This is a genomic window from Ignavibacteriales bacterium (assembly GCA_026390775.1).
Taxonomy (GTDB): domain Bacteria; phylum Bacteroidota; class Ignavibacteria; order Ignavibacteriales; family Melioribacteraceae; genus Fen-1258.
Window position 1 is genome coordinate 149,029 of the sequence record JAPLFF010000007.1, and the last position, 19,096, is coordinate 168,124.

The following is a 19,096-nucleotide window of genomic DNA, read 5'->3' on the forward strand; positions in this document are numbered from 1 at the left end:
GTGTGTAAGTGCAAAAATTTATCTATAAAAGATAAAGCTAACCAGCTACAGAGGTGCTAAATGTCTTCATCAAAATTTTTATCATATGTACCAATTTTTTCTGATCTCCCGACAGAAACTCTAACAATGATCGAGAAGATTGGAACTATAAAGATGTATAAAAAGAATGATGTGGTTCTTATGGAAGAAGAAGCAGGTACCGCACTTTTCGTAATTGTAAAAGGAAAAGTAAAAGTTGCCCGCTCAAGCAACGACGGACGCGAAGTAATTTTGACTATCCTCTCCGAAAGTGACTTCTTTGGCGAAATGGCAATTCTCGATGGATTAACCCGATCCGCAACTGTTACATCAATTGAAGAATCAGAATTATTTTTGATCCAGCGGAATGATTTTTTAAATTTGCTCCGTGAATTCCCCGAGATTTCAATTTCATTACTACAAGAACTTACAAAACGTCTCCGTTCTGCAGATGCTAAAATTAAAGCACTCTCATTAAAAGATGCAGAAGGAAAAGTAGCAACTGTAATTTTGCAATTAGCCGATGATATCGGTAGAATAAAACACGGAAAAGTTGAGATTGAAAAACTTCCACTTCAGCAGGATTTAGCTAACATGGCCGGTACATCCCGGGAGACAATATCAAGAACGTTACATTCGTTTGCGAAAAAAGGATTGATAGAATTAGACGGTACTAAACTATCCATTCTTGATTACGAAAAATTTAAGGAAAAGTTTATCTAACATGCCCGCTAAGATTGATCTTCATACTCATACAAATCTTTCCGATGGTGCTCTTTCGCCAATTGAACTTGTTCAAAAAGCATATGAACGGGGTCTGGATATTATCAGTATTACCGACCACGATAGTGTTAACGGGATTAAAGAAGCTACTGCTTATGCAAAGGAATTAGGAATTGATGTTGTAACAGGATTAGAAATAAGTACAGATCTTGATGATAAAGAGATTCATCTTCTTGCATACTTTATTGATATTGATCATGAAGAATTACAAAAGTATCTCAGTTTTTTTCGTGATGAACGAATTCATCGGGCGAAAAGAATTGTTCAAAAATTAAGAAATCTTGGTTTATCAATTAAGCTTGATGATGTTTTAGACAGGGCAAAAAATTCTGCTGTCGGAAGACCCCACATCGCATACACTATGGTTGATCTTGGATTAATTCAGAATTATCAACAAGCATTTGATAAATATATTGGGGATTACGGACCTGCATACGAGCGAAAGATTCATGTTTCACCGCAGAGCGCCTTAAAACTTATTAACGACGCTGGCGGACTTTCATTCATTGCTCATCCAGGATATATGAAAGAAAATTTATTGTTAAGTTTAATTAAAGCCGGTGTGGATGGAATAGAATGTATACATCCAAGTCATAGTGAAAACCAGGTACAATTTTACCGCGGGATAGTAAATCAATATTGTCTTCTTGAATCCGGCGGTTCAGATTTTCATGGCGGGAAAAAAGCTGATGATGAAAACTTAGGTAAGTTCTTCATAGGGCACAATCAACTTGAAGCAATGAGAAAAATGCTTCATAAAAATAGTGCGTAATACGACTCATCAATGTGAATAAAAAAAAATTATTAAAGCTCAGTATCGTTAATGTTCTAATCATTTTATTACTCTTTCTGCTTTTAGAGATTACTGTACGTTTATTATTTCCGCAAATTCATTTATCAGGTTCAAGTTCAGCTTTATTTAAAGACAGCGTTTATTTTAATTCCGCAGGATTAGTTCCAAATTCAATTGGTACAAGTTACGGTGTAAAAAAAGAAGTTAATTCCAATGGTTTCTGGAAATACAATAATTCATCACCATCAATCGATAAAAAAAAGAAATGGCTCTTTCTTGGTGATTCGATTACAATGGGAATAGGTGTTGATAATGATTCTACTTTTCCTGGAATAATTAATTCGGAAATAGATAATGTTGAGATTCTAAATTCCGCTATGATTGGGTACTCGAGCTTAGATTATTTAAATATTGTGAAGAAACTAATTCAAAAAGATGGTAATGTAATTGGAGTACAAAAAATATTTATTTTCTGGTGCTTAAATGATATTTATGATTTTTACCCAACATCTAATTCACCCGACTATCGCGAAAAAGGTATTTTAGGAAAAGTTGTTAAATTTTTAAGCGCCAACCTTAAAACATGGCAACTTCTTAAAGAACTATTTTCTGATAGACAAAGAGATTATTTTTTATACGATTATCAATTCTATGAATATTCAAATCCATTATTTAATAAATCAATAGCGAATATTGAGAAATGTGCATCTATTGCTCGATTAAATAATATTGATATTAGTGTTATTATTCTTCCATACGAATATCAAATTAGGAATTTTAACAAGAAAGAACTGTTCCTTCCGCAACAATTGTTTCAAAAGAAGTTTGAATCAATTGGTATTAAAATTTATGATATCTTGAAAGATCTCAAACCTTATATGAATAATTCTAAATCTTTATACCTTTTTGGCGATGGAATTCACTTTTCTGAACAAGGACATAAATTAATCTCCAAAATTTTGCTAACTCGATTCTTGAATTAGAAGATATATTTTTGATATATTGCAAATGAAATCAAAATAACTTTCCTCCCTAAAAATTGGAGCTATCCAAGGAAAAATTTTACTCTTAGTTCATTCTGAAAATACTAAATTTGTTTTGCGTCTTTTATATCATTAACCTAAATCATAAGAGGAATTAATGCGAGCTATCAAAGTTTGCTTGATTATTATTTCATTTACCTATTCAATGAGTGCACAAACAATCGGTACATGGAAAATTTACTCCGACATGAAAAATGTATCGGCTGCAGCATTTTCATCATCAAATATATGGGCTGCTACAAGTGGAGGCGCTTTTAAATTCAATACTTCGGATAGTTCATACACTATAATGACTAAAGCGGATGGATTCAACAGCCAAGCACTAACTTCTGTCGCTGTTGATAATGAAAATAAAATTTGGTTCGGGTCGCAAGAGGGATATATAAATGTCTTTGATCCAAGTGATAATTCAATAAAAAGAATAATCGACATCTTTAATTCGGATAAGAACCAAAAACAGATCAATGATTTATTTATTAAGGGCGACACAGTTTTTGTTTCTATCGATTTCGGACTATTATTGATAAATGCTAAAACACTTTCGATATATGATTCATTTTTAAAACTCGGTAACTTTCCAGCCGAATCAAAAATATTAAGCTCTTATAAATCTAATCTTATTTATGCTTGTACCGAAAGCGGTGTTGCAGTTCAAAAAGTAGGGGCGCAAAATTTATCCGCACCTGAATCGTGGGATACATATCAATTTGGAATAAGTTTACCCGCACAATCAGTAAGTCGAATTTTAGAATTCAACGGTCAGATTTTATTAGGAACATCAAATGGAATTTATCGTTTTGTAAATAGAGCATGGCAAGTATACGCTCTTCAAGGTTCTACAATTAATGATATGATAGTTATCGGAAATATTCTCTATTTAACTTCCAACAATCAGTTAATCCAATTCACAAATAGTCAACCTTCGGTAGTTTACCAAAATAATGATGTTACATTTCACACAATTGCCGGATCTGTAAATCAAGGAATTTATATTTCAACAGACAGCGGATTGATCCAATTTAAAAACAATAAATCAAAAATCCGTTATCCCAATGGGCCGCAAAACAATTCATTTGTAAATCTCTCTGTAGATCCAATTGGAAATTTGTGGGTTGCAACCGGTAAAGATGTCGGTGGTGTGGGGTTTTTTAAATTTGATGGAAACCAATGGACCGTTTTTAATAAAGCTAATTATCCGCAAATACCATCAGATGCTTATTATAATGTTTATGCCGGTCCCGATTCAGCTGTTTATTTGTCAAATTGGGGAATGGGGGTTACAGTTTTTAAGAATAATAATTTTGAGTTTTATTCAAAAAATAATAGCTCTATTTCCGGTTTTGTAGATGATACAAACTTTGTTCCTATATCTGACATTAAAACTGACTCAAAAGGAAATATGTGGATACTTGTAAATTCAGCTGCAACAAGAAATCCATTAAGTGTTTATACAAAACAAAAACAGTGGTACAAATATTCATTTTCAAATCCATACATAGGTTCTGATGCTACAGAAAAAATGGTTATAGATCAATTTGATACTAAATGGTTTGTAACCATCAGCGGTAATAGCGGATTATATTACTTCAATGAGAATAAGACATTCACAAACTCTAGCGATGATACACAAGGTTACATAGATGGGTTACTCAGTAATCTTGTTTCATCTCTTGCTGTTGATCGTAAAGGTTATTTGTGGATCGGGACAAATGTCGGCGTAAATGTTATACTAGATCCTTCGAAACCAAAAGTTACGAGCAATTTAGGATTAGCGCTGAGGAATCAGACAGTTACTTGTATTGCGGTTGATCCGTTGGACAATAAATGGTTTGGTACTAAGCAAGGTGTTTTTGTTTTATCTTCAGACGGTATTCAAGTAATGAATCAATATAATTCTAAAAACAGTCCTTTACCTAATGACGATATCAAAAGTATTGCAATTGATGCGAAGAACGGAATCGTATATATCGGGACCGACAATGGTTTGGCAGCACTACAAACATCATCAATGCAACCGTTACAAAGTTTTGATCAGTTGCTGGTTTATCCAAATCCGTTTATTCCAGGCGATAATAATGTTACATCTCTAACAATTGACGGATTGATCAGAAACAGCAGTATTAAAATATTAAGTATCAGCGGTAACCTAATTAGAGAAATTAAAACACCCGGCGGCAAGATCGCTTTTTGGGATGGGAAAGATTTAAATGGCAATACTGTCCCTACCGGTATTTATATAATTGTTGCTTATGATGAAGAAGCTAATAATGTAAAAACTTCTAAAGTGGCAGTTATTAGGAAATAAATTCTCCAAGTTTCTTCTTGGATCTTGATGCTGGATAAAAATGATTGATATAAAAAATCTTTCCATTCAATTCACAGGTGAAAATCTTTTTGAGAATGTAAACCTCAAGATTGCAAAACATGATAAGATTGCACTTGTCGGATCTAACGGAACAGGTAAATCTACTTTCCTAAAACTTCTTAATGGTATCGAAATACCCGAATCCGGTTTAATCATAAAACAGAAAGGGATTACAATCGGTTATCTTCCTCAGGATCTAATTGCATTTAAGGGATTTACACTTTTTGAAGAAGTTAAATCTGCAATTCCAAATATCAAAGCTCTTGAAGAACGGGAAATAGAAATTATTGACGGCTTAAACCTACCCGGACTTTTAGATGATGATAGAGAAGAATTATTGGAAGAGCTCGGAGAGATTCATCATAAGAAAGATGAGATTGATTTTTATTCTACTGATTCAAGAATTGAAAAAGTTCTTGATGGACTCGGATTTAAAAAACAAGATTTTCCACGGAAGACGGATGAATTTTCCGGGGGTTGGCAAATGCGCATTCAGCTTGCTCAGATACTTCTCGCTGAAAATGATTTGATACTTCTTGATGAGCCGACAAATCACTTAGATATTGATACACTTACCTGGCTCGAAGATTTTCTGCAAGAATTTAAAGGCGCATTGATTCTTGTATCGCATGATAGACATTTTGTTAATTCAGTTACTAATAAAACTCTTGAGGTATTTGAAAAGAAGATCAATTTTTTCCCGGGTAATTACGGAGCTTATTTAAATTTTAAAGATGAACGGGAGATTCAATTACGTGCTCAGCAAAAGACTCAAGAAAAGAAGATTAAGGATGTAGAAAAATTCATCGAACGGTTTAGATATAAATCCACTAAAGCAAAACAAGTCCAGAGTAGAATTAAGCAGTTGGAAAAATTAGATTCGATTTCAATTTCTGAAGAAGAAAAACGAATTGACATCAAATTTCCAGAGCCGCCAAGAAGCGGCGTTCTACCCGTTGAGCTTAAAAATGTTTCTTTATCTTACGGAAATCTTCAAGTATTACAAGGAGTGTATCTTCAAATAGAACGCGGTGATAAGATTGCAATTGTTGGACCAAACGGCGCCGGGAAAACAACTCTTGCAAAGATTATCGGCAGTAAATTAAAAACTACTAGCGGTGAATTAACATACGGACACAATACTTTAGTCTCTTACTACGAACAAGAAGTTGCTGACGCTCTTAATCCGGAATATGATCTCATTGATACACTCGAAGAAACAAACGATAAGTTAAGTATCGGTCAATTACGATCTATTCTCGGGTCATTCCTTTTTTCCGGTGATGATGTATTCAAGAAGATTAAAGTTCTTTCCGGAGGAGAAAAGAGCCGCGTTGCACTGGCAAATTTATTATTAACTAAATGTAATCTGGTAATTCTTGATGAACCAACTAACCACCTTGATTTTTCATCGAAAGAAATTTTGCAGCGTGCACTAATTGATTTTAGCGGTACACTTATTATAGTATCTCACGACATTGATTTTCTAAAATCAATTACTACTAAAGTTCTTGAGATTCGTAATAGACAGGTAAAATTATTCGTCGGCGGTATTGAATATTATCTACAAAAGAGAAAAGAGATTGCTGATTCTGAACGCGTTGAGAAATTAAATATCGGACAGAAAACAAACCGCAAAGATCAAAAGAGAGCCGAAGCTGAATTACGACAACAGAAATTTTCATTAACGAAAGATTTAAAAGCAAAACTATCCCAGTGCGAGAAAAAAATTAATAAATTAGAAATAGAGAAGAAAAGACTCGAAGAAGAACTGACCGACCGGAATATCTTTGACAATCCTCAACTTGTCAAAGAAAAAAATCTTGAGTATCAAAATATTTGTTTAAAACTGGAACCTGAATACAATCTTTGGACAAAATTAAGTCATCAGATAGAAAAAATTGAAAATAATTTTACGACCTAATTTATTTTAAGAATTCTTCTGCTAATGTTATACCTCCGTAAAACGCCTCATCATCGCCCAGTTTAGTCTTAAAAATTTTTACATGTTGCCGGGTTCTGAAAGTACGGATTCTTTGAAAGCTTTTTTGGTTTTGAGAATCAATTATTTTAGTACCCCCTAAATCAACTGAAATAAGGAACTGAGAAGCCATTAAATCTCCAATTATTCCTAATTATTATGTCATCAAGCTAAAAAATGAAAGAAAATATTTATAAATTCATATTGTGATTGAGGTAATTATGGTAAAAGAATAAAGAAAATCAGTTTCTAAAACAAGATAACAAGTTTTAATTTATCAAAGGAGAAGTAATGTTTATAAATTTTTCTGATATACCCGCCCATCAAAATCTTTTCCTTGATTATTTAGATGAATTTGAAAATGTAGAAAGATTTTACGGAAAAAATTTTAGGGCAACAGAACAATACCTTCCATTTTTTCAACAACTAAGCAAAAAGAATAGACCTAATCGTTTAATGATATCAGAAATACTTAAAGCTCAATATCAAAACCAGAAAGTTTCAAAACATACAGAACAAAACATTCAAGCACTCGCTTCTGAAAAAACCATTGCAGTACTCACCGGGCAGCAGCTTGGCATTTTAGGCGGACCGCTTTATACAATTTACAAATGTATAACAGCGATAAAACTTTGTAACCATTTAAAAGAAAATTATGAAGGGTTTAATTTTGTTCCGGTATTCTGGCTTGAAGGTGACGACCATGATTACGATGAGGTTAGAAATTTTTCAATATTAAATAACGAGAATCAAATATTAAATCTAAAATACGATGACGGTCAACTTGATGAAGTTAATCGCGGCTCAATTGGCGGATTGAAGTTCAGCCAAAATATAGAAAATGTAATTAACGAATTAGCCGGAAGTTTACGTGAGACAGAGTTCAAAGCATCATTGTTAGATTTAATTAAATCCATTTATCAACCGGAAAGAACTTTCTTAGAAGCATTCCGAGAATTAATGATACGGCTATTTGATGAATATGGATTAATCGTTTTTAATCCGCTCGACCTTGAAGTGCGAAAATTATTAACACCTGTCTTCTCAAAAGAGATAACTGAATTTGGAGAACATACAGGAGATATCGTAGAACGCAGTGCGGAACTGGAAGAAGTTTATCACGCACAAGTAAAAGTGAAACCGATTAATTTATTTTACATCGAGGAAAAAGAGCGTCTTTCAATTGAACCGACAGATACGGGAGAATACAGGCTTAAAGGTAAACGTAAAAAATTTACTAAGGATGAATTGCTCTCACAACTGGAAAACTCACCTGAAAAATTTAGTCCCAATGTTTTACTGCGCCCCATTTGCCAGGATTATCTCTTCCCAACAGCTTTTTATATTGGAGGTCCAGGTGAAATAAGTTATTTCGCGCAAGTATCGCCGCTTTATAAAATTTATAACATTGACGAACCATTTATTTATCCACGCTCTTCTGCGACTATTGCAGAAAAAGGTGTTCAGACAATCTTAGAGAAGAATAATCTTACCTACACAGATATTTTTTCTGACGAAGAAGAATTAATACAGAAAATTTTAGCTGCCTCATCGGAAATAAATCTCGAATCACTTTTTCTTAATTCTCAAGAAGAAATAAATTCTTCCATAACCCATATCGCTGATAAATTAATTTCAATTGATAAAACTCTTGCTGACCTAACCTCAAAATCGAAACAAAGAATTGAAGAAACGATAAACTACTTAAAAACAAAAGCCGTTGAATCTGAAAAAAGAAAATATGATTCAACGATCAGACAAATCAGTAAGGTTAGAAATGTTTTGTATCCTAATAATAACTTACAGGAGCGTGAGTTGAATTGGATTTATTTCGCGAATAAATATGGTATGGATATTTTTAAGTGGATCTATAACGAATTAGCAATCAATAAATTCGAACATCAAATATTAGAGTTGTAGCATAGATTCTTAATCTGTGCAACGAATTGCGGATTTGAAATCCCAACACATTCAAAATCATGAACACTTCCGCCATTTGTCATCAACATACTTAGAACACCAAAAGCCATTGCAATACGGTGATCACCGTAACTTCCATAAAGTGTTTCCGCATTAGAAACATTACCGCTTAGTTCAAAACCGTCTTCAAATTCATCAACTCTTAGTCCTGCTTTTCTAAAGTTGCTGCAGAGCGATTTAATCCGGTCCGACTCTTTTACTCTAAGCTCTTGGGCATTATTAATTCTGAAATTTCCTTCTGCAAAGATTCCGGCAATCGAAAGAATTGGTATCTCATCAATTATATTTGGAATAATTGTTTTAGGTATTGAAACATTTTTTAATTTACTTGAATGAACACGAATGTCGCCGACCCTCTCCCCTTTTTCTTCCCTCTCATTTTCAATTTCAATCTTTCCTCCCATTTGCTGAAGTATATTAATTACACCGGTTCTTGTTTCGTTCAATAAAACGTTCCTAATAATTAATTTGGAATTTTTTGTGAGCAAACCAAGAACGATAAAAAAAGCCGCACTTGATATATCGGAAGGAACTGTCAACTCAAAAGGTTTTGGATAATTATTTCTTGAGGCGTAAATCTTTGTCCCTTCATTTGTAATTTTTGTTTTAAGATCTAATAGTTTCTCTGTATGATTTCTAGTCGGAGTTTGTTCAATAAAAACAGATTCTTCATCAAGATGAATTGCACATAAGATCATTGCGCTTTTAACCTGAGCACTAGCAATTTGTAGCCGGTGGTTAATTGGTTTTATTAAAGATCGCTTGATGATAATCGGTAGAGTTCCATTTTCATTCGCTGATATATCAGCACCCATTAACCTTAACGGATCAACAATTCTTTTCATCGGTCGTTGAGATAACGATTCATCTCCCGTAATTACTGATTCGAAATTTTGTGCCGATAATATTCCACTAATTAAACGGGCAGTAGTTCCGGAGTTACCCGCATACAACTCAGAATTTGGTTTTGTAAATCCCTTAAATCCTTTTCCAATTACTTTTATTTGATCACCGGTGATTTCAGATTTACAACCGAGTTTTTCAAAACAATTGATTGTAGAACGTACATCTTCCGAACCGGAACAATTACGAATTACTGAAATCCCATCTGCCATCGCTGCAAACATAACTGCCCGGTGAGAAATTGATTTATCTCCGCGTAAAAATAATTCGCCTTTAATACTATTAATGTTTTCAAATTTTTGAATCACTTCTCACACCACTTATCAATTAACTTATCAAGTTCTTCTTTTGACAACTCACTTTTTTTGTACATTCCTTTTAATACTCTTTGCCGCTGTGCTTCATATAACGTCACCGCTGCAGCTACCGAGACATTTAAGCTTTGTATCATACCGCGCATCGGAATGTAAAAAGTTTCGTCGGAGAATTTTTCAGCTTCAGATGAAACGCCTCGCTTTTCATTCCCAAAAACAAACGCAATTTTTTTAGTAAGATCGATATCATAAATATTTTTTGCGTTTTTATTGAGCATACTCGCATAAATCTTAAATCCTTGCTTATGGAGTTCATCATAACAATTTTTTGTATCGTTAAATTTTTCTACTTCAATCCATTTATTGGCAGATGAAGAAGAAGTTTTGCTGATTCGCGGAAATGATTCAAACGTGTAAAGTAAATTTATTTTCGGAACGCCGACTGCATCGCAAGTTCTAAATATTGCGCTGACATTGTGAGGATCGTGAATGTTTTCCATGACCACACGAAGTGAGAATTGTCTAGCTACGGCTGTTTCAATGATTTTTTGTAATCGTTCGTCTGTCTTAAACTTTCTCATCACTTATCAAAAACAAGTTTATAAACGGTAAGAGGATGTTCTTTGCGCGCTCGATCAATTATCATTTTTTGATTTGAGGAACTTTGTAAATAATATTTCAACAGTTCTACTGTTTTATTAATTGCTTCCTCTTCACTATGCGCCCAGCTTTCGCATCCTTTAATTGAAGGGACTTCTGCAGTAAATCCATCGTCTGTTTGTATTACGTTAAGATCTAAAACCAACTGAAAATCCTTTTCGCTTTTTATAGCCACGGGCTTTAGCTCGTGGATTGTATTTCGACCTCCCCCTTTGTCCCCCTCCTTAGTAAGGAGGGGGAATTGAAGGGGGTGGTAAATTATTCCCCCGACTTAAAAGTCGGGGCTATATTATAAATCTTTTCGGAAGGGGGATAGAGTTATTGGATTCATAGTATCAGTTAATATCCAGCACCTGCGGAAGTTGAACCGCCAACAATTTTTACACTTGCACTTGCACCGATTCTATCGGCTCCGCTTGCGATCATCAACTTTGCATCTTCCGTAGTTCTAATACCGCCGCTGGCTTTTACACCGACAGATGAACCAACTACGTACTTCATTAATGCAACATCGCCGGCAGTTGCCCCACCTTTACTAAACCCAGTTGATGTTTTTACGAAATCCGCTTTTGCTTCTTTTGCAAGAATGCATGCTTTAATTTTTTCTTCGTCGGTTAGTATTGCCGATTCTATGATCACTTTACAAACAGCGCCGTATTTTTTTGCAGCAAGTACAACTTGATTGATATCATTAAATACATATTCATTCTCACCTTGCTTAAGCATCCCGATATTAATAACCATATCAATTTCTTGAGCGCCGTTTTTTAATGCTTGCTCTGCTTCAAAACGTTTTGTCTCAGTTGTTGTTGCCCCAAGTGGAAATCCAATAACAGTACAGACTTTTACTTTGGATCCGCTTAATAAATCTTTACACATCGGAACATAAGAAGGATTGATGCAGACCGAAGCAAAATTATAAGTCCTTGCTTCTTCACAGAGTGTTTTTATTTCTTTCGGAGTAGCATCCGGTTTTAATAAAGTATGATCAATCATCCGCGCAACTTCTTGATCAATATGTTCACCAACTCCAATGCTGGCGGCAATTCTTTCAGCACCATTGCTTATAATATTTTTTACAGCAGTCGGCTGATCAATTACATTTCGTTCCCAGCCGGCACATGTTCCTCCAGCACAGTAAAAATCCTGAAGGGATTTTTCAATTAAAACTTGCGAGACAACTTTTTCGATTAAATTACTCATCGTTTATGTTAACTTTTGTTTTGTGATCTTAATGTATGCAAGAAAAGTATTTTGAAGCAACATAGCAATAGTCATTGGTCCAACTCCGCCTGGTACCGGCGTAATAAAAGATGCTTTTTTAGAAACATTTTCGAAATCAACATCACCAACAATCTTGTATCCTTTGGGTGATGATGAATCCTCAACACGGTTTATACCGACATCAATAACTGCAACTCCTTCTTTCACCATATCAGCGGTAATAAAATTAGGTTTGCCAATTGCGGCGATTAAAATGTCAGCATCTTTCGTAAATCGTTTTAGATCTTTTGATGCAGAATGACAAACTGTAACAATCGCATTTGCACCTTCTTTTTTCTGCAGCATCATATTCGCAATCGGTTTACCTACAATATTACTTCTTCCAACAACAACAACATGTTCGCCGCTTGTTTCAATTTTATATCGCTTGATAAGTTCTAGTATTCCGTTTGGCGTGCAAGGATAAAAAGTATCCTTCCCAATTACAAGTCTTCCAACGCTGATAGGATGAAAACCATCTACATCTTTTTCGGGTAAAATTCTTTCGATCACTTTATCTTCATTAATATGTTTTGGCAGAGGAAGCTGCACAAGTATTCCATGATAATCATCGTTAATGTTATAATGATCTATTAATTCAAGAAGATGTTCTTCGGTTGTTTCAGTAGGAAGTTTTTCAATTTTAGAGAGCATTCCGATTTCGTTACACGCTTTGCTTTTAGAAGTAACATAAGACTGTGATGCCGGACTATCTCCTACCACAATCGTAACCAAACCCGGGACTCTGATGTTTAGAGATTTGAGCCAAGAAACTTTTTCTTTTAGCTCATCTCTAATTTCTAACGCAATTTTTTTACCGTCAATAATCGTTGCCATATCACTTTATTAATTGCTAACAACTGTTTTATCAAATTCCGGAAGAAAAATTCTTTCAATCTCCACTGTTTTTCCGGTTGTTGAATCAACTTTTAGAAATAATCCTGTAAGATGAACATTATCTGTCGCTGTCTGATATTTCTGCGGCGTTTGATATAAAAACCGGTTGATCGCAGCGTCGGTCTTCATACCAATTACAGAATCATAAGGTCCGGTCATTCCGCAATCTGTTATAAAACCGGTTCCGTTCGGGAAAATTCTTTCATCTGATGTTTGAACGTGAGTGTGTGTTCCTATTACAGCAGAAACTTTCCCATCAAGAAAATTTGCAAGTGCAATTTTTTCGGCTGTTGCTTCAGCGTGCATATCAACAATAATTACTTTTGTTTCTTGTTTTAATCTTGCAATTACCCATTCAGCTGTACGGAAAGGACAGTCAATCGCTGCCATGTAAGCACGGCCTTGTAAATTAAGAACAGCGACTTTCCCCATTCCGCTTTCAAAAATATAATAACCGTTTCCGTGAGTTCCCTTTGGATAGTTTTGCGGACGGAGAACCCGCGCATCTTTCTTCAAATATTCTTGCGATTGAAATTTATCCCAGGTATGATTACCGCCTGTTATAACATTAACGCCAAGTTCGAATAATAGTTTGGCTTCTTTCTCTGTGCATCCCTTACCATCGGAAGCATTTTCACCGTTAGCAATGATAACATCTGTCTTATATTTTTTTTGGAGACCGGGAAGTAACATTTGCACAATGTTAAGCCCAGGTTCGCCAATAATATCGCCTATGAAAAGTATGTTTATGGTCATTCTTTCTCTTTCTTTGATCGCAATATATCTAAAATCGTTCGAATATCTAAGTAGACGTTCATTTATAAAAGCTATTTATTAGAAATTTTTTACAATTTCTCTGTTTTAGTTTGAAATGATTAAATTTGTTTTACATAAATCTTTGAGCGAATGGAAGAAAATAAATTGACAGAAATCCCTTTCGAAGAAGCCGAGTACTCTGTTTTTGATTTTGAAACTACCGGAACTTCTGCTCACCACGATAAAGTTATCGAGATCGGGATCGTCAAAATTAAAAATGGAAAAATTGTAGATACATTTTCTTCATTCATCAATCCGGGAAGACCTGTTCCATTTTATATCACACAGATAACCGGCATAACAACAACCGATGTTCAAGATGCGCCTTATTTTGATGAAGTTTATCTGCAAATAAAAGAGTTCATCGGTGATACAATATTAACTGCTCACAACCTCAATTTTGATTATTCATTTCTCAAACATGAATGCTTAAATCAAGAACTTGAAGTTCCGGCAAATAATTCAATCTGCACACTTCGTCTTGCCAGAAGAATGTATCCGCAATTCCCGAGCAAATCGCTCGGCAATCTCGTTAAGCAATTAAAGATAAGACATAGAGATGTTCACCGCGGACTTGGCGATGCAACAGCAACAGCTAAAATCTTGTTAAGAATGTTTAAGCAGCTTCGCGAAGAACATGATATTGACACCGTTTCAGACTTAATAAGTTTTCAAAAACATTCTTCTTCCACTGAACCATATCGAATTATAAAGAAGAAACTTCTTGATGATGTTGTGAATATTCCCGGAGAGCCCGGTGTTTATTTCTTTAAAAATGCTAAGGAAGAAATAATTTATATCGGTAAAGCCAAGGTCCTGAAAGAAAGATTACGAAATTATTTTATGAGCACTGCAATGCGGAAATCCAAAGAGATCGTTCGCAAAGCTTCCGGATTGGGTTATCAAACTACCAATACTGAACTGACTGCACTTATAGTTGAAGCAGAGTTGATCAAAAAGCATCTGCCAAAACAGAACAAAATGCTTAAAAAATATCCGAGGAGTTATTTTATAAAAATTCTTTTTACTCATAATTTCCCTTCGGTTGAAGTCTCATCTACAATCAATTTTGACGGCAATAATTATTTCGGTCCGTATCCTAATCGCGATACCGCCAACTCGCTGAAAGAAATTATTGATAAAACTTTTCTGCTGCGTGAATGTTCCGACAAAGAATTTAATAAAAAGCGCAGATGCTATCTTGCAGATATTGAACGCTGTTATTCACCGTGTACTGAATCTGATATTAAACCGCAGTATGCTGAAGAACTTGATCGAGTTAATGATTTCTTATGCGGAAATAATCAATCGGCCGTTGATCGTTTACTAAATAGAATGAAAGAACTGAGCGCTAAACAAAAATATGAAGAAGCCGGACAGATCAGAGATGTAGTTAATTCAATTTTGAATCAACTTAACAAATCATCAATCCTTGCTGAGCCGATCAATAAAGCAAATGTATTGATAGAGATTCTTGGATCAAGAAAAAATGATTACATGCTTTTACTTGATGGGAAAATGTATCTCAAGAATTACATACTCAATGAGAAAGACCGGTTCGATGATATATTAAATGAGTTTTTCGCCGGTGATATTCAATTGATTAAAGAACTAACCGAAAAAGATTTGGAAAGCTTGCGGATAGCTTTAAGTTGGCTGGTAAGAAATCGAAATAGAATTAAAGTCCATTACTTGAAGGAATATCAATCTGTTGAACAGCTGGGGCCAAATTTAATATTTAACAAATAAAAATTATTTATAATCCAGTTTTACAAGTTTATCGTAAAGTTTTTTATTATTTAGAATATTAACTGCTGCAACGAATTGATTATCCATCTTTAATGATTCTTTAATTCTGCCCTGTCTTCCGTCAATTCTTGCGGCTAACTCTTCACGAATCAGAAATAATATATCGTTTTTATATTTTTCGATCTCGTTTGAGTGGTTTGCATCAATTTGATTTTTTGTCTTATCAAGCTGTTCAAGAAATTTTTGATCAAGGTTTTCTTCTGAACTGGCAGTTTTTAATAGTTCAATCAGTTTTTCAGCACGCGATACAAAATCAAAATTTTGACTGTGAAGATAATTTGTAAATTCTTTGAGCAGCATATCCGACGAATATTTATTTAGATCACGGTTTTGATTATTATTAAAAAAATTAGTCGCAAATCGGAAGAACATACCATCAGCAAGTAATTTTTGAACAAGACCGGAACTAGATTCATTAACAACAACAGTATCGGGCATAATTCCGCCCGCAGAATATACTTTTCTCGAATGATCTGTATGGAATTCATTTTTTGTAAGATTCATTCCTTTTTCAAAAACTTTATTCTTCTCGGAATAACTGACCTTCTGAATTGATCTCCCGCTTGGTGTATAATAACGGGCGGTGGTTATCTTTAATGAAGTATTATATGATAAGGGAATAATTGTTTGAACAAGTCCTTTTCCAAAAGAGTTTGTTCCAACTAATACCGCTCTATCGTGATCTTGAATGGCTCCGGCAACAATTTCGGAAGCTGACGCAGATCCTTCATCAATTAAAAGAGCCATTTTCACATCGCCGGCGATCGGTTCTTCAGCAGAAGAATAATTTCTTACGCTTAAACTATCGCGACCTTTTACTGTAACGATCGTCTCGCCTTTTTTCAAAAACTTTTCGCAAACATCAATCGCGGCATCAAGCAATCCTCCGGGATTACCGCGAAGATCGAGAACGACAGAACTAATTTCTTTTTGGGATTTAAGTTCCAGCAATGCTTTTTTAATTTCTTCACCGGCAGAACGAGAAAATCCGCTCAACTTTAAATATGCATTATTACTTCCTTCAGGAACAAATCCGTAATAAGTAAGATTTTTTACTTCGATCTCTTCTCGAACTAAATTGAAAACTATCTCATCATCAACGCCTTCTCTTTTAACAACAATATTAACAGTTGAACCAGCATCTCCTTTTAAGAGCTCACTTAAATTTTCATAATTATCTTTTGTAACGGAAACATTATTAATCTTCATGATAATATCACCAACCCGCATACCTTGTCGTTGAGCGGAGAATCCCTCAATCAAATCAACAATAGTAATGCTTTCGTTTCTGAGACCGACCGTTGCGCCAATTCCACCGTACTTGCCTTTGGTAATGATCTCAATATCTTTTTGCCCGTTTACATCCAAGAAATTTGTGTAAGGATCAAGCGATGTTAGCATTCCGTTAATGCCGGAAAGCATAAACTCTTCCGGATTTAATTGATCAACATAATTTATTGTTACTTCTTTATAGACTCTTCCGAAGATATCTATGCTTTTATTAATTTGGAAATAGATATCATTATCGCGGGTTAAAAAGCCGGAGAATAAAATTATCACAGCGATGAGTAATAATATTTTACTTCTTAACTTCATATCGTTTCCTTTCTAATCCTCTAATTTCTTTACTTCATCAAGAATAATTTTATGGATCTGTTCTATAGGGAGTTCGCCGTTTATAATCTTGAACCGTTTTTCTTTTTCTGCAATATAGAGATAACCGTTTCGCACACGTTTATAAAAATCCATTTTGGAAAGTTCTATACGGTCCAGCTCGATTTGCGAAACTTTAGATTTTCTCTTGATCACTTCATCAATAGAAATATCCAAAAAGAACGTTAAATCTGGAACTGCTTTCCCGATGACAAATTGCTGCAGTTCTTCTACAAATCCAAGATTAATTCTTCTACCAAAAGCTTGATATGCAATTGAAGAATCGTGGAAGCGGTCGGAGATCACATAATAATTTTCCTTTAATGCAGGAAGTATAACTTGATTAACAAGCTGCGATCGGCTGGCGGAAAATAATATCAATTCGGTTTCGATAGACATTTCAGAATTTTTTTTATCCAGAAGTATATCTCGGATCTTTTCGGAAATTGGCGTCCCGCCTGGTTCACGAATAATTTTTACTTTACTGCCTTTATCAATTAGATATTTCTCAAGAAGCTGCACTTGAGTTGATTTACCGCAAAAGTCGAGTCCTTCAAAAGTTATAAACATTTTTAATACTGTTTAATTATGTATTCTAGTTTTTTAGGTTGTGTTATTGTTAGAGTTGTAAATTGCGGAAACTCTATAATGGGCTCTATTGTTTTTCCGTTTTCTTTCAGAGCAGTCCAGAAATCAACATAAACTTTTATGCTGTCGTTAGTAAGTCTGCCAAGTTTATTTATGCCTCCGCGCAAAACAATATTTATTTTAGCCGGATAAAGAATTAGTTCTTTATTAGGCGGAACATTTCTTGTCTCAATTAAAATTGATTCAAAAGTTTTATCAACAATCTTCTGCACTTCGAATTCAAGAGCGCATTCTGTCTTTGGAATTGTTATTCCATCAGGAACATCTAATGGAAGAACGAGTTTTACATTATCACTTATATCAGTGAACTCACGGAATTCTGTTTTTATTGCATCAATTTTTTGAAGTAGGTTTGCCGGACCGGAGATTTCAACAGTTGCAGGTTCAATGATTATTTTGGATGCCGGACCAAAACCCGGTTTAAAATCTATTTTCAAATTTTGAACAACCGGTACGAGTTTCGAACCGACCCTTTCAATTTCATATTCAATCTGCGCAGGTGCAATTTCCAAAACTTGAAATGATGATGCTAACCATGGATTAGCATCAATAAAATTATTTAGATCGCTTCTATACTTACCGGTTCTCCTATGAACGGAAATATTAAATTCAGTATCTCCCACAAGTCTTAATTTAGCTAATTCCCATCCTTTTCCTTTTACTTGCAGATAAACATTATCCACGGAAGTTGAACCGACCGCATAATTTTTGGGTAGGTCTGTAAACCTAACTGGTACCTCAACTGTAGTGATATACACTTCCGATAGAGCAACTGAGATCCATAGCCCAATTGAGAAAATTGCAATAAGAGATATAGTGACAACTTTTTTCTTCATACTTAAATATAAAAAAAATCCCGCTTAGCGGGATTAATCTTTAATCATTTTGTAAATGAGATTTAGCGAATCTTCTCAAAGTGCTCGATCAGTTCCTCTCTATTAGCTCTCGAGATTTGTCTCCCTTTAATAGGAAAATTATCAAAGCTTCTTGCTAAATGACGAAGCTCATGAACATTCAATTCTGAAAGCTGTTCATTAGATGGAATTTCTCCGGAAGTTAATTGCTTCTCACCTTCAATTTTTCCGATTTCTTTTAGTGCCTCTTTACGGAGAGAATCCAAACGAGAAGGTGCCTGTGATTCTGATTTCTCTTTTCTAGGCCTACCTCTTC

At 34.6% G+C, this 19,096-nt stretch carries 17 protein-coding genes; 7 read left to right on the top strand and 10 right to left on the bottom strand.

The genetic code is table 11. The features are described 5' to 3' along the window. Window positions 1-60 precede the first annotated feature (60 nt). From NTZ27_05805 to NTZ27_05825, 5 genes are all read left to right on the top strand, one after another. Window positions 61-741: a Crp/Fnr family transcriptional regulator gene (locus NTZ27_05805; protein MCX6174248.1), complete on the top strand. Its 681-nt coding sequence runs from the start codon at window positions 61-63 to the stop codon at window positions 739-741. A 1-nt stretch (window position 742) separates the two neighbouring features. After that, complete coding sequence (locus NTZ27_05810) at window positions 743-1,573, top strand: PHP domain-containing protein (protein ID MCX6174249.1); 831 nt, start codon at window positions 743-745, stop codon at window positions 1,571-1,573. Window positions 1,574-1,587: 14 nt separating this feature from the next. After that, complete coding sequence (locus NTZ27_05815; protein MCX6174250.1) at window positions 1,588-2,577, top strand: SGNH/GDSL hydrolase family protein; 990 nt, start codon at window positions 1,588-1,590, stop codon at window positions 2,575-2,577. Between the two features lie 157 nt (window positions 2,578-2,734). Then, window positions 2,735-4,942, top strand: a complete 2,208-nt coding sequence (locus NTZ27_05820; protein MCX6174251.1) for a hypothetical protein — start codon at window positions 2,735-2,737, stop codon at window positions 4,940-4,942. A 40-nt stretch (window positions 4,943-4,982) separates the two neighbouring features. Continuing rightward, complete coding sequence (locus NTZ27_05825) at window positions 4,983-6,926, top strand: ABC-F family ATP-binding cassette domain-containing protein (GenBank protein MCX6174252.1); 1,944 nt, start codon at window positions 4,983-4,985, stop codon at window positions 6,924-6,926. Window position 6,927: 1 nt separating this feature from the next. On the opposite strand, the gene NTZ27_05830 is transcribed toward NTZ27_05825, so the two are convergent. Further along, the gene (locus NTZ27_05830; GenBank protein ID MCX6174253.1) at window positions 6,928-7,116 is read right to left on the bottom strand and encodes a hypothetical protein; all 189 of its coding nucleotides are present in this window, start codon (window positions 7,114-7,116) and stop codon (window positions 6,928-6,930) included. A gap of 158 nt (window positions 7,117-7,274) precedes the next feature. On the opposite strand from NTZ27_05830, the gene bshC reads away from it, so the two are divergent. Beyond that, window positions 7,275-8,903, top strand: a complete 1,629-nt coding sequence (bshC, locus tag NTZ27_05835) for a bacillithiol biosynthesis cysteine-adding enzyme BshC (protein ID MCX6174254.1) — start codon at window positions 7,275-7,277, stop codon at window positions 8,901-8,903. Here the strand turns inward: bshC and aroA are convergent. The 6 genes from aroA to NTZ27_05865 all read right to left on the bottom strand — a co-directional run bounded on the left by aroA (window position 8,885) and on the right by NTZ27_05865 (window position 13,756). Next, complete coding sequence (gene aroA / locus NTZ27_05840; protein MCX6174255.1) at window positions 8,885-10,174, bottom strand: 3-phosphoshikimate 1-carboxyvinyltransferase; 1,290 nt, start codon at window positions 10,172-10,174, stop codon at window positions 8,885-8,887. The genes bshC and aroA overlap by 19 nt on opposite strands. After that, window positions 10,171-10,761: an RNA methyltransferase gene (locus tag NTZ27_05845; protein ID MCX6174256.1), complete on the bottom strand. Its 591-nt coding sequence runs from the start codon at window positions 10,759-10,761 to the stop codon at window positions 10,171-10,173. The genes aroA and NTZ27_05845 overlap by 4 nt, the downstream gene beginning before the upstream one ends. Then, on the bottom strand, window positions 10,761-11,015 hold the full coding sequence (locus NTZ27_05850; protein ID MCX6174257.1) for a hypothetical protein: 255 nt from the start codon (window positions 11,013-11,015) through the stop codon (window positions 10,761-10,763). Before NTZ27_05850 ends, NTZ27_05845 begins: the two co-directional genes overlap by 1 nt. A gap of 164 nt (window positions 11,016-11,179) precedes the next feature. Beyond that, window positions 11,180-12,043, bottom strand: a complete 864-nt coding sequence (gene deoC, locus NTZ27_05855) for a deoxyribose-phosphate aldolase (GenBank protein MCX6174258.1) — start codon at window positions 12,041-12,043, stop codon at window positions 11,180-11,182. A gap of 3 nt (window positions 12,044-12,046) precedes the next feature. Next, window positions 12,047-12,940: a bifunctional methylenetetrahydrofolate dehydrogenase/methenyltetrahydrofolate cyclohydrolase FolD gene (gene folD / locus NTZ27_05860; protein MCX6174259.1), complete on the bottom strand. Its 894-nt coding sequence runs from the start codon at window positions 12,938-12,940 to the stop codon at window positions 12,047-12,049. Between the two features lie 9 nt (window positions 12,941-12,949). Then, a complete protein-coding gene (locus NTZ27_05865; GenBank protein ID MCX6174260.1) occupies window positions 12,950-13,756 on the bottom strand; it encodes a TIGR00282 family metallophosphoesterase in 807 nt (268 codons plus the stop codon). A gap of 150 nt (window positions 13,757-13,906) precedes the next feature. On the opposite strand from NTZ27_05865, the gene NTZ27_05870 reads away from it, so the two are divergent. Continuing rightward, the gene (locus tag NTZ27_05870; GenBank protein MCX6174261.1) at window positions 13,907-15,565 is read left to right on the top strand and encodes an exonuclease domain-containing protein; all 1,659 of its coding nucleotides are present in this window, start codon (window positions 13,907-13,909) and stop codon (window positions 15,563-15,565) included. A gap of 3 nt (window positions 15,566-15,568) precedes the next feature. Here the strand turns inward: NTZ27_05870 and NTZ27_05875 are convergent, their stop codons facing one another. Genes NTZ27_05875 through NTZ27_05885 form a run of 3 tightly spaced genes read right to left on the bottom strand, consistent with a single transcriptional unit; the run spans window position 15,569 to window position 18,762 of the window. Then, window positions 15,569-17,221: a S41 family peptidase gene (locus tag NTZ27_05875; GenBank protein MCX6174262.1), complete on the bottom strand. Its 1,653-nt coding sequence runs from the start codon at window positions 17,219-17,221 to the stop codon at window positions 15,569-15,571. A 12-nt stretch (window positions 17,222-17,233) separates the two neighbouring features. Further along, the gene (gene tmk / locus NTZ27_05880; GenBank protein MCX6174263.1) at window positions 17,234-17,848 is read right to left on the bottom strand and encodes a dTMP kinase; all 615 of its coding nucleotides are present in this window, start codon (window positions 17,846-17,848) and stop codon (window positions 17,234-17,236) included. 2 nt (window positions 17,849-17,850) lie between these two features. After that, the gene (locus NTZ27_05885; protein ID MCX6174264.1) at window positions 17,851-18,762 is read right to left on the bottom strand and encodes a CdaR family protein; all 912 of its coding nucleotides are present in this window, start codon (window positions 18,760-18,762) and stop codon (window positions 17,851-17,853) included. Window positions 18,763-19,096 lie beyond the last annotated feature (334 nt).

Excerpts from the sequence above, each read along its gene's own strand:
- NTZ27_05805 (MCX6174248.1), top strand. The coding sequence starts at position 61 with ATGTCTTCATCAAAATTTTTATCATATGTACCAATTTTTTCTGATCTC.
- NTZ27_05810 (MCX6174249.1), top strand. The coding sequence starts at position 743 with ATGCCCGCTAAGATTGATCTTCATACTCATACAAATCTTTCCGATGGT.
- NTZ27_05820 (MCX6174251.1), top strand. The coding sequence starts at position 2,735 with ATGCGAGCTATCAAAGTTTGCTTGATTATTATTTCATTTACCTATTCA.
- NTZ27_05825 (MCX6174252.1), top strand. The coding sequence starts at position 4,983 with ATGATTGATATAAAAAATCTTTCCATTCAATTCACAGGTGAAAATCTT.
- NTZ27_05830 (MCX6174253.1), bottom strand. The coding sequence starts at position 7,116 with ATGGCTTCTCAGTTCCTTATTTCAGTTGATTTAGGGGGTACTAAAATA.
- bshC (MCX6174254.1), top strand. The coding sequence starts at position 7,275 with ATGTTTATAAATTTTTCTGATATACCCGCCCATCAAAATCTTTTCCTT.
- NTZ27_05845 (MCX6174256.1), bottom strand. The coding sequence starts at position 10,761 with ATGAGAAAGTTTAAGACAGACGAACGATTACAAAAAATCATTGAAACA.
- deoC (MCX6174258.1), bottom strand. The coding sequence starts at position 12,043 with ATGAGTAATTTAATCGAAAAAGTTGTCTCGCAAGTTTTAATTGAAAAA.
- folD (MCX6174259.1), bottom strand. The coding sequence starts at position 12,940 with ATGGCAACGATTATTGACGGTAAAAAAATTGCGTTAGAAATTAGAGAT.
- NTZ27_05865 (MCX6174260.1), bottom strand. The coding sequence starts at position 13,756 with ATGACCATAAACATACTTTTCATAGGCGATATTATTGGCGAACCTGGG.
- NTZ27_05870 (MCX6174261.1), top strand. The coding sequence starts at position 13,907 with ATGGAAGAAAATAAATTGACAGAAATCCCTTTCGAAGAAGCCGAGTAC.
- NTZ27_05875 (MCX6174262.1), bottom strand. The coding sequence starts at position 17,221 with ATGAAGTTAAGAAGTAAAATATTATTACTCATCGCTGTGATAATTTTA.
- tmk (MCX6174263.1), bottom strand. The coding sequence starts at position 17,848 with ATGTTTATAACTTTTGAAGGACTCGACTTTTGCGGTAAATCAACTCAA.
- NTZ27_05885 (MCX6174264.1), bottom strand. The coding sequence starts at position 18,762 with ATGAAGAAAAAAGTTGTCACTATATCTCTTATTGCAATTTTCTCAATT.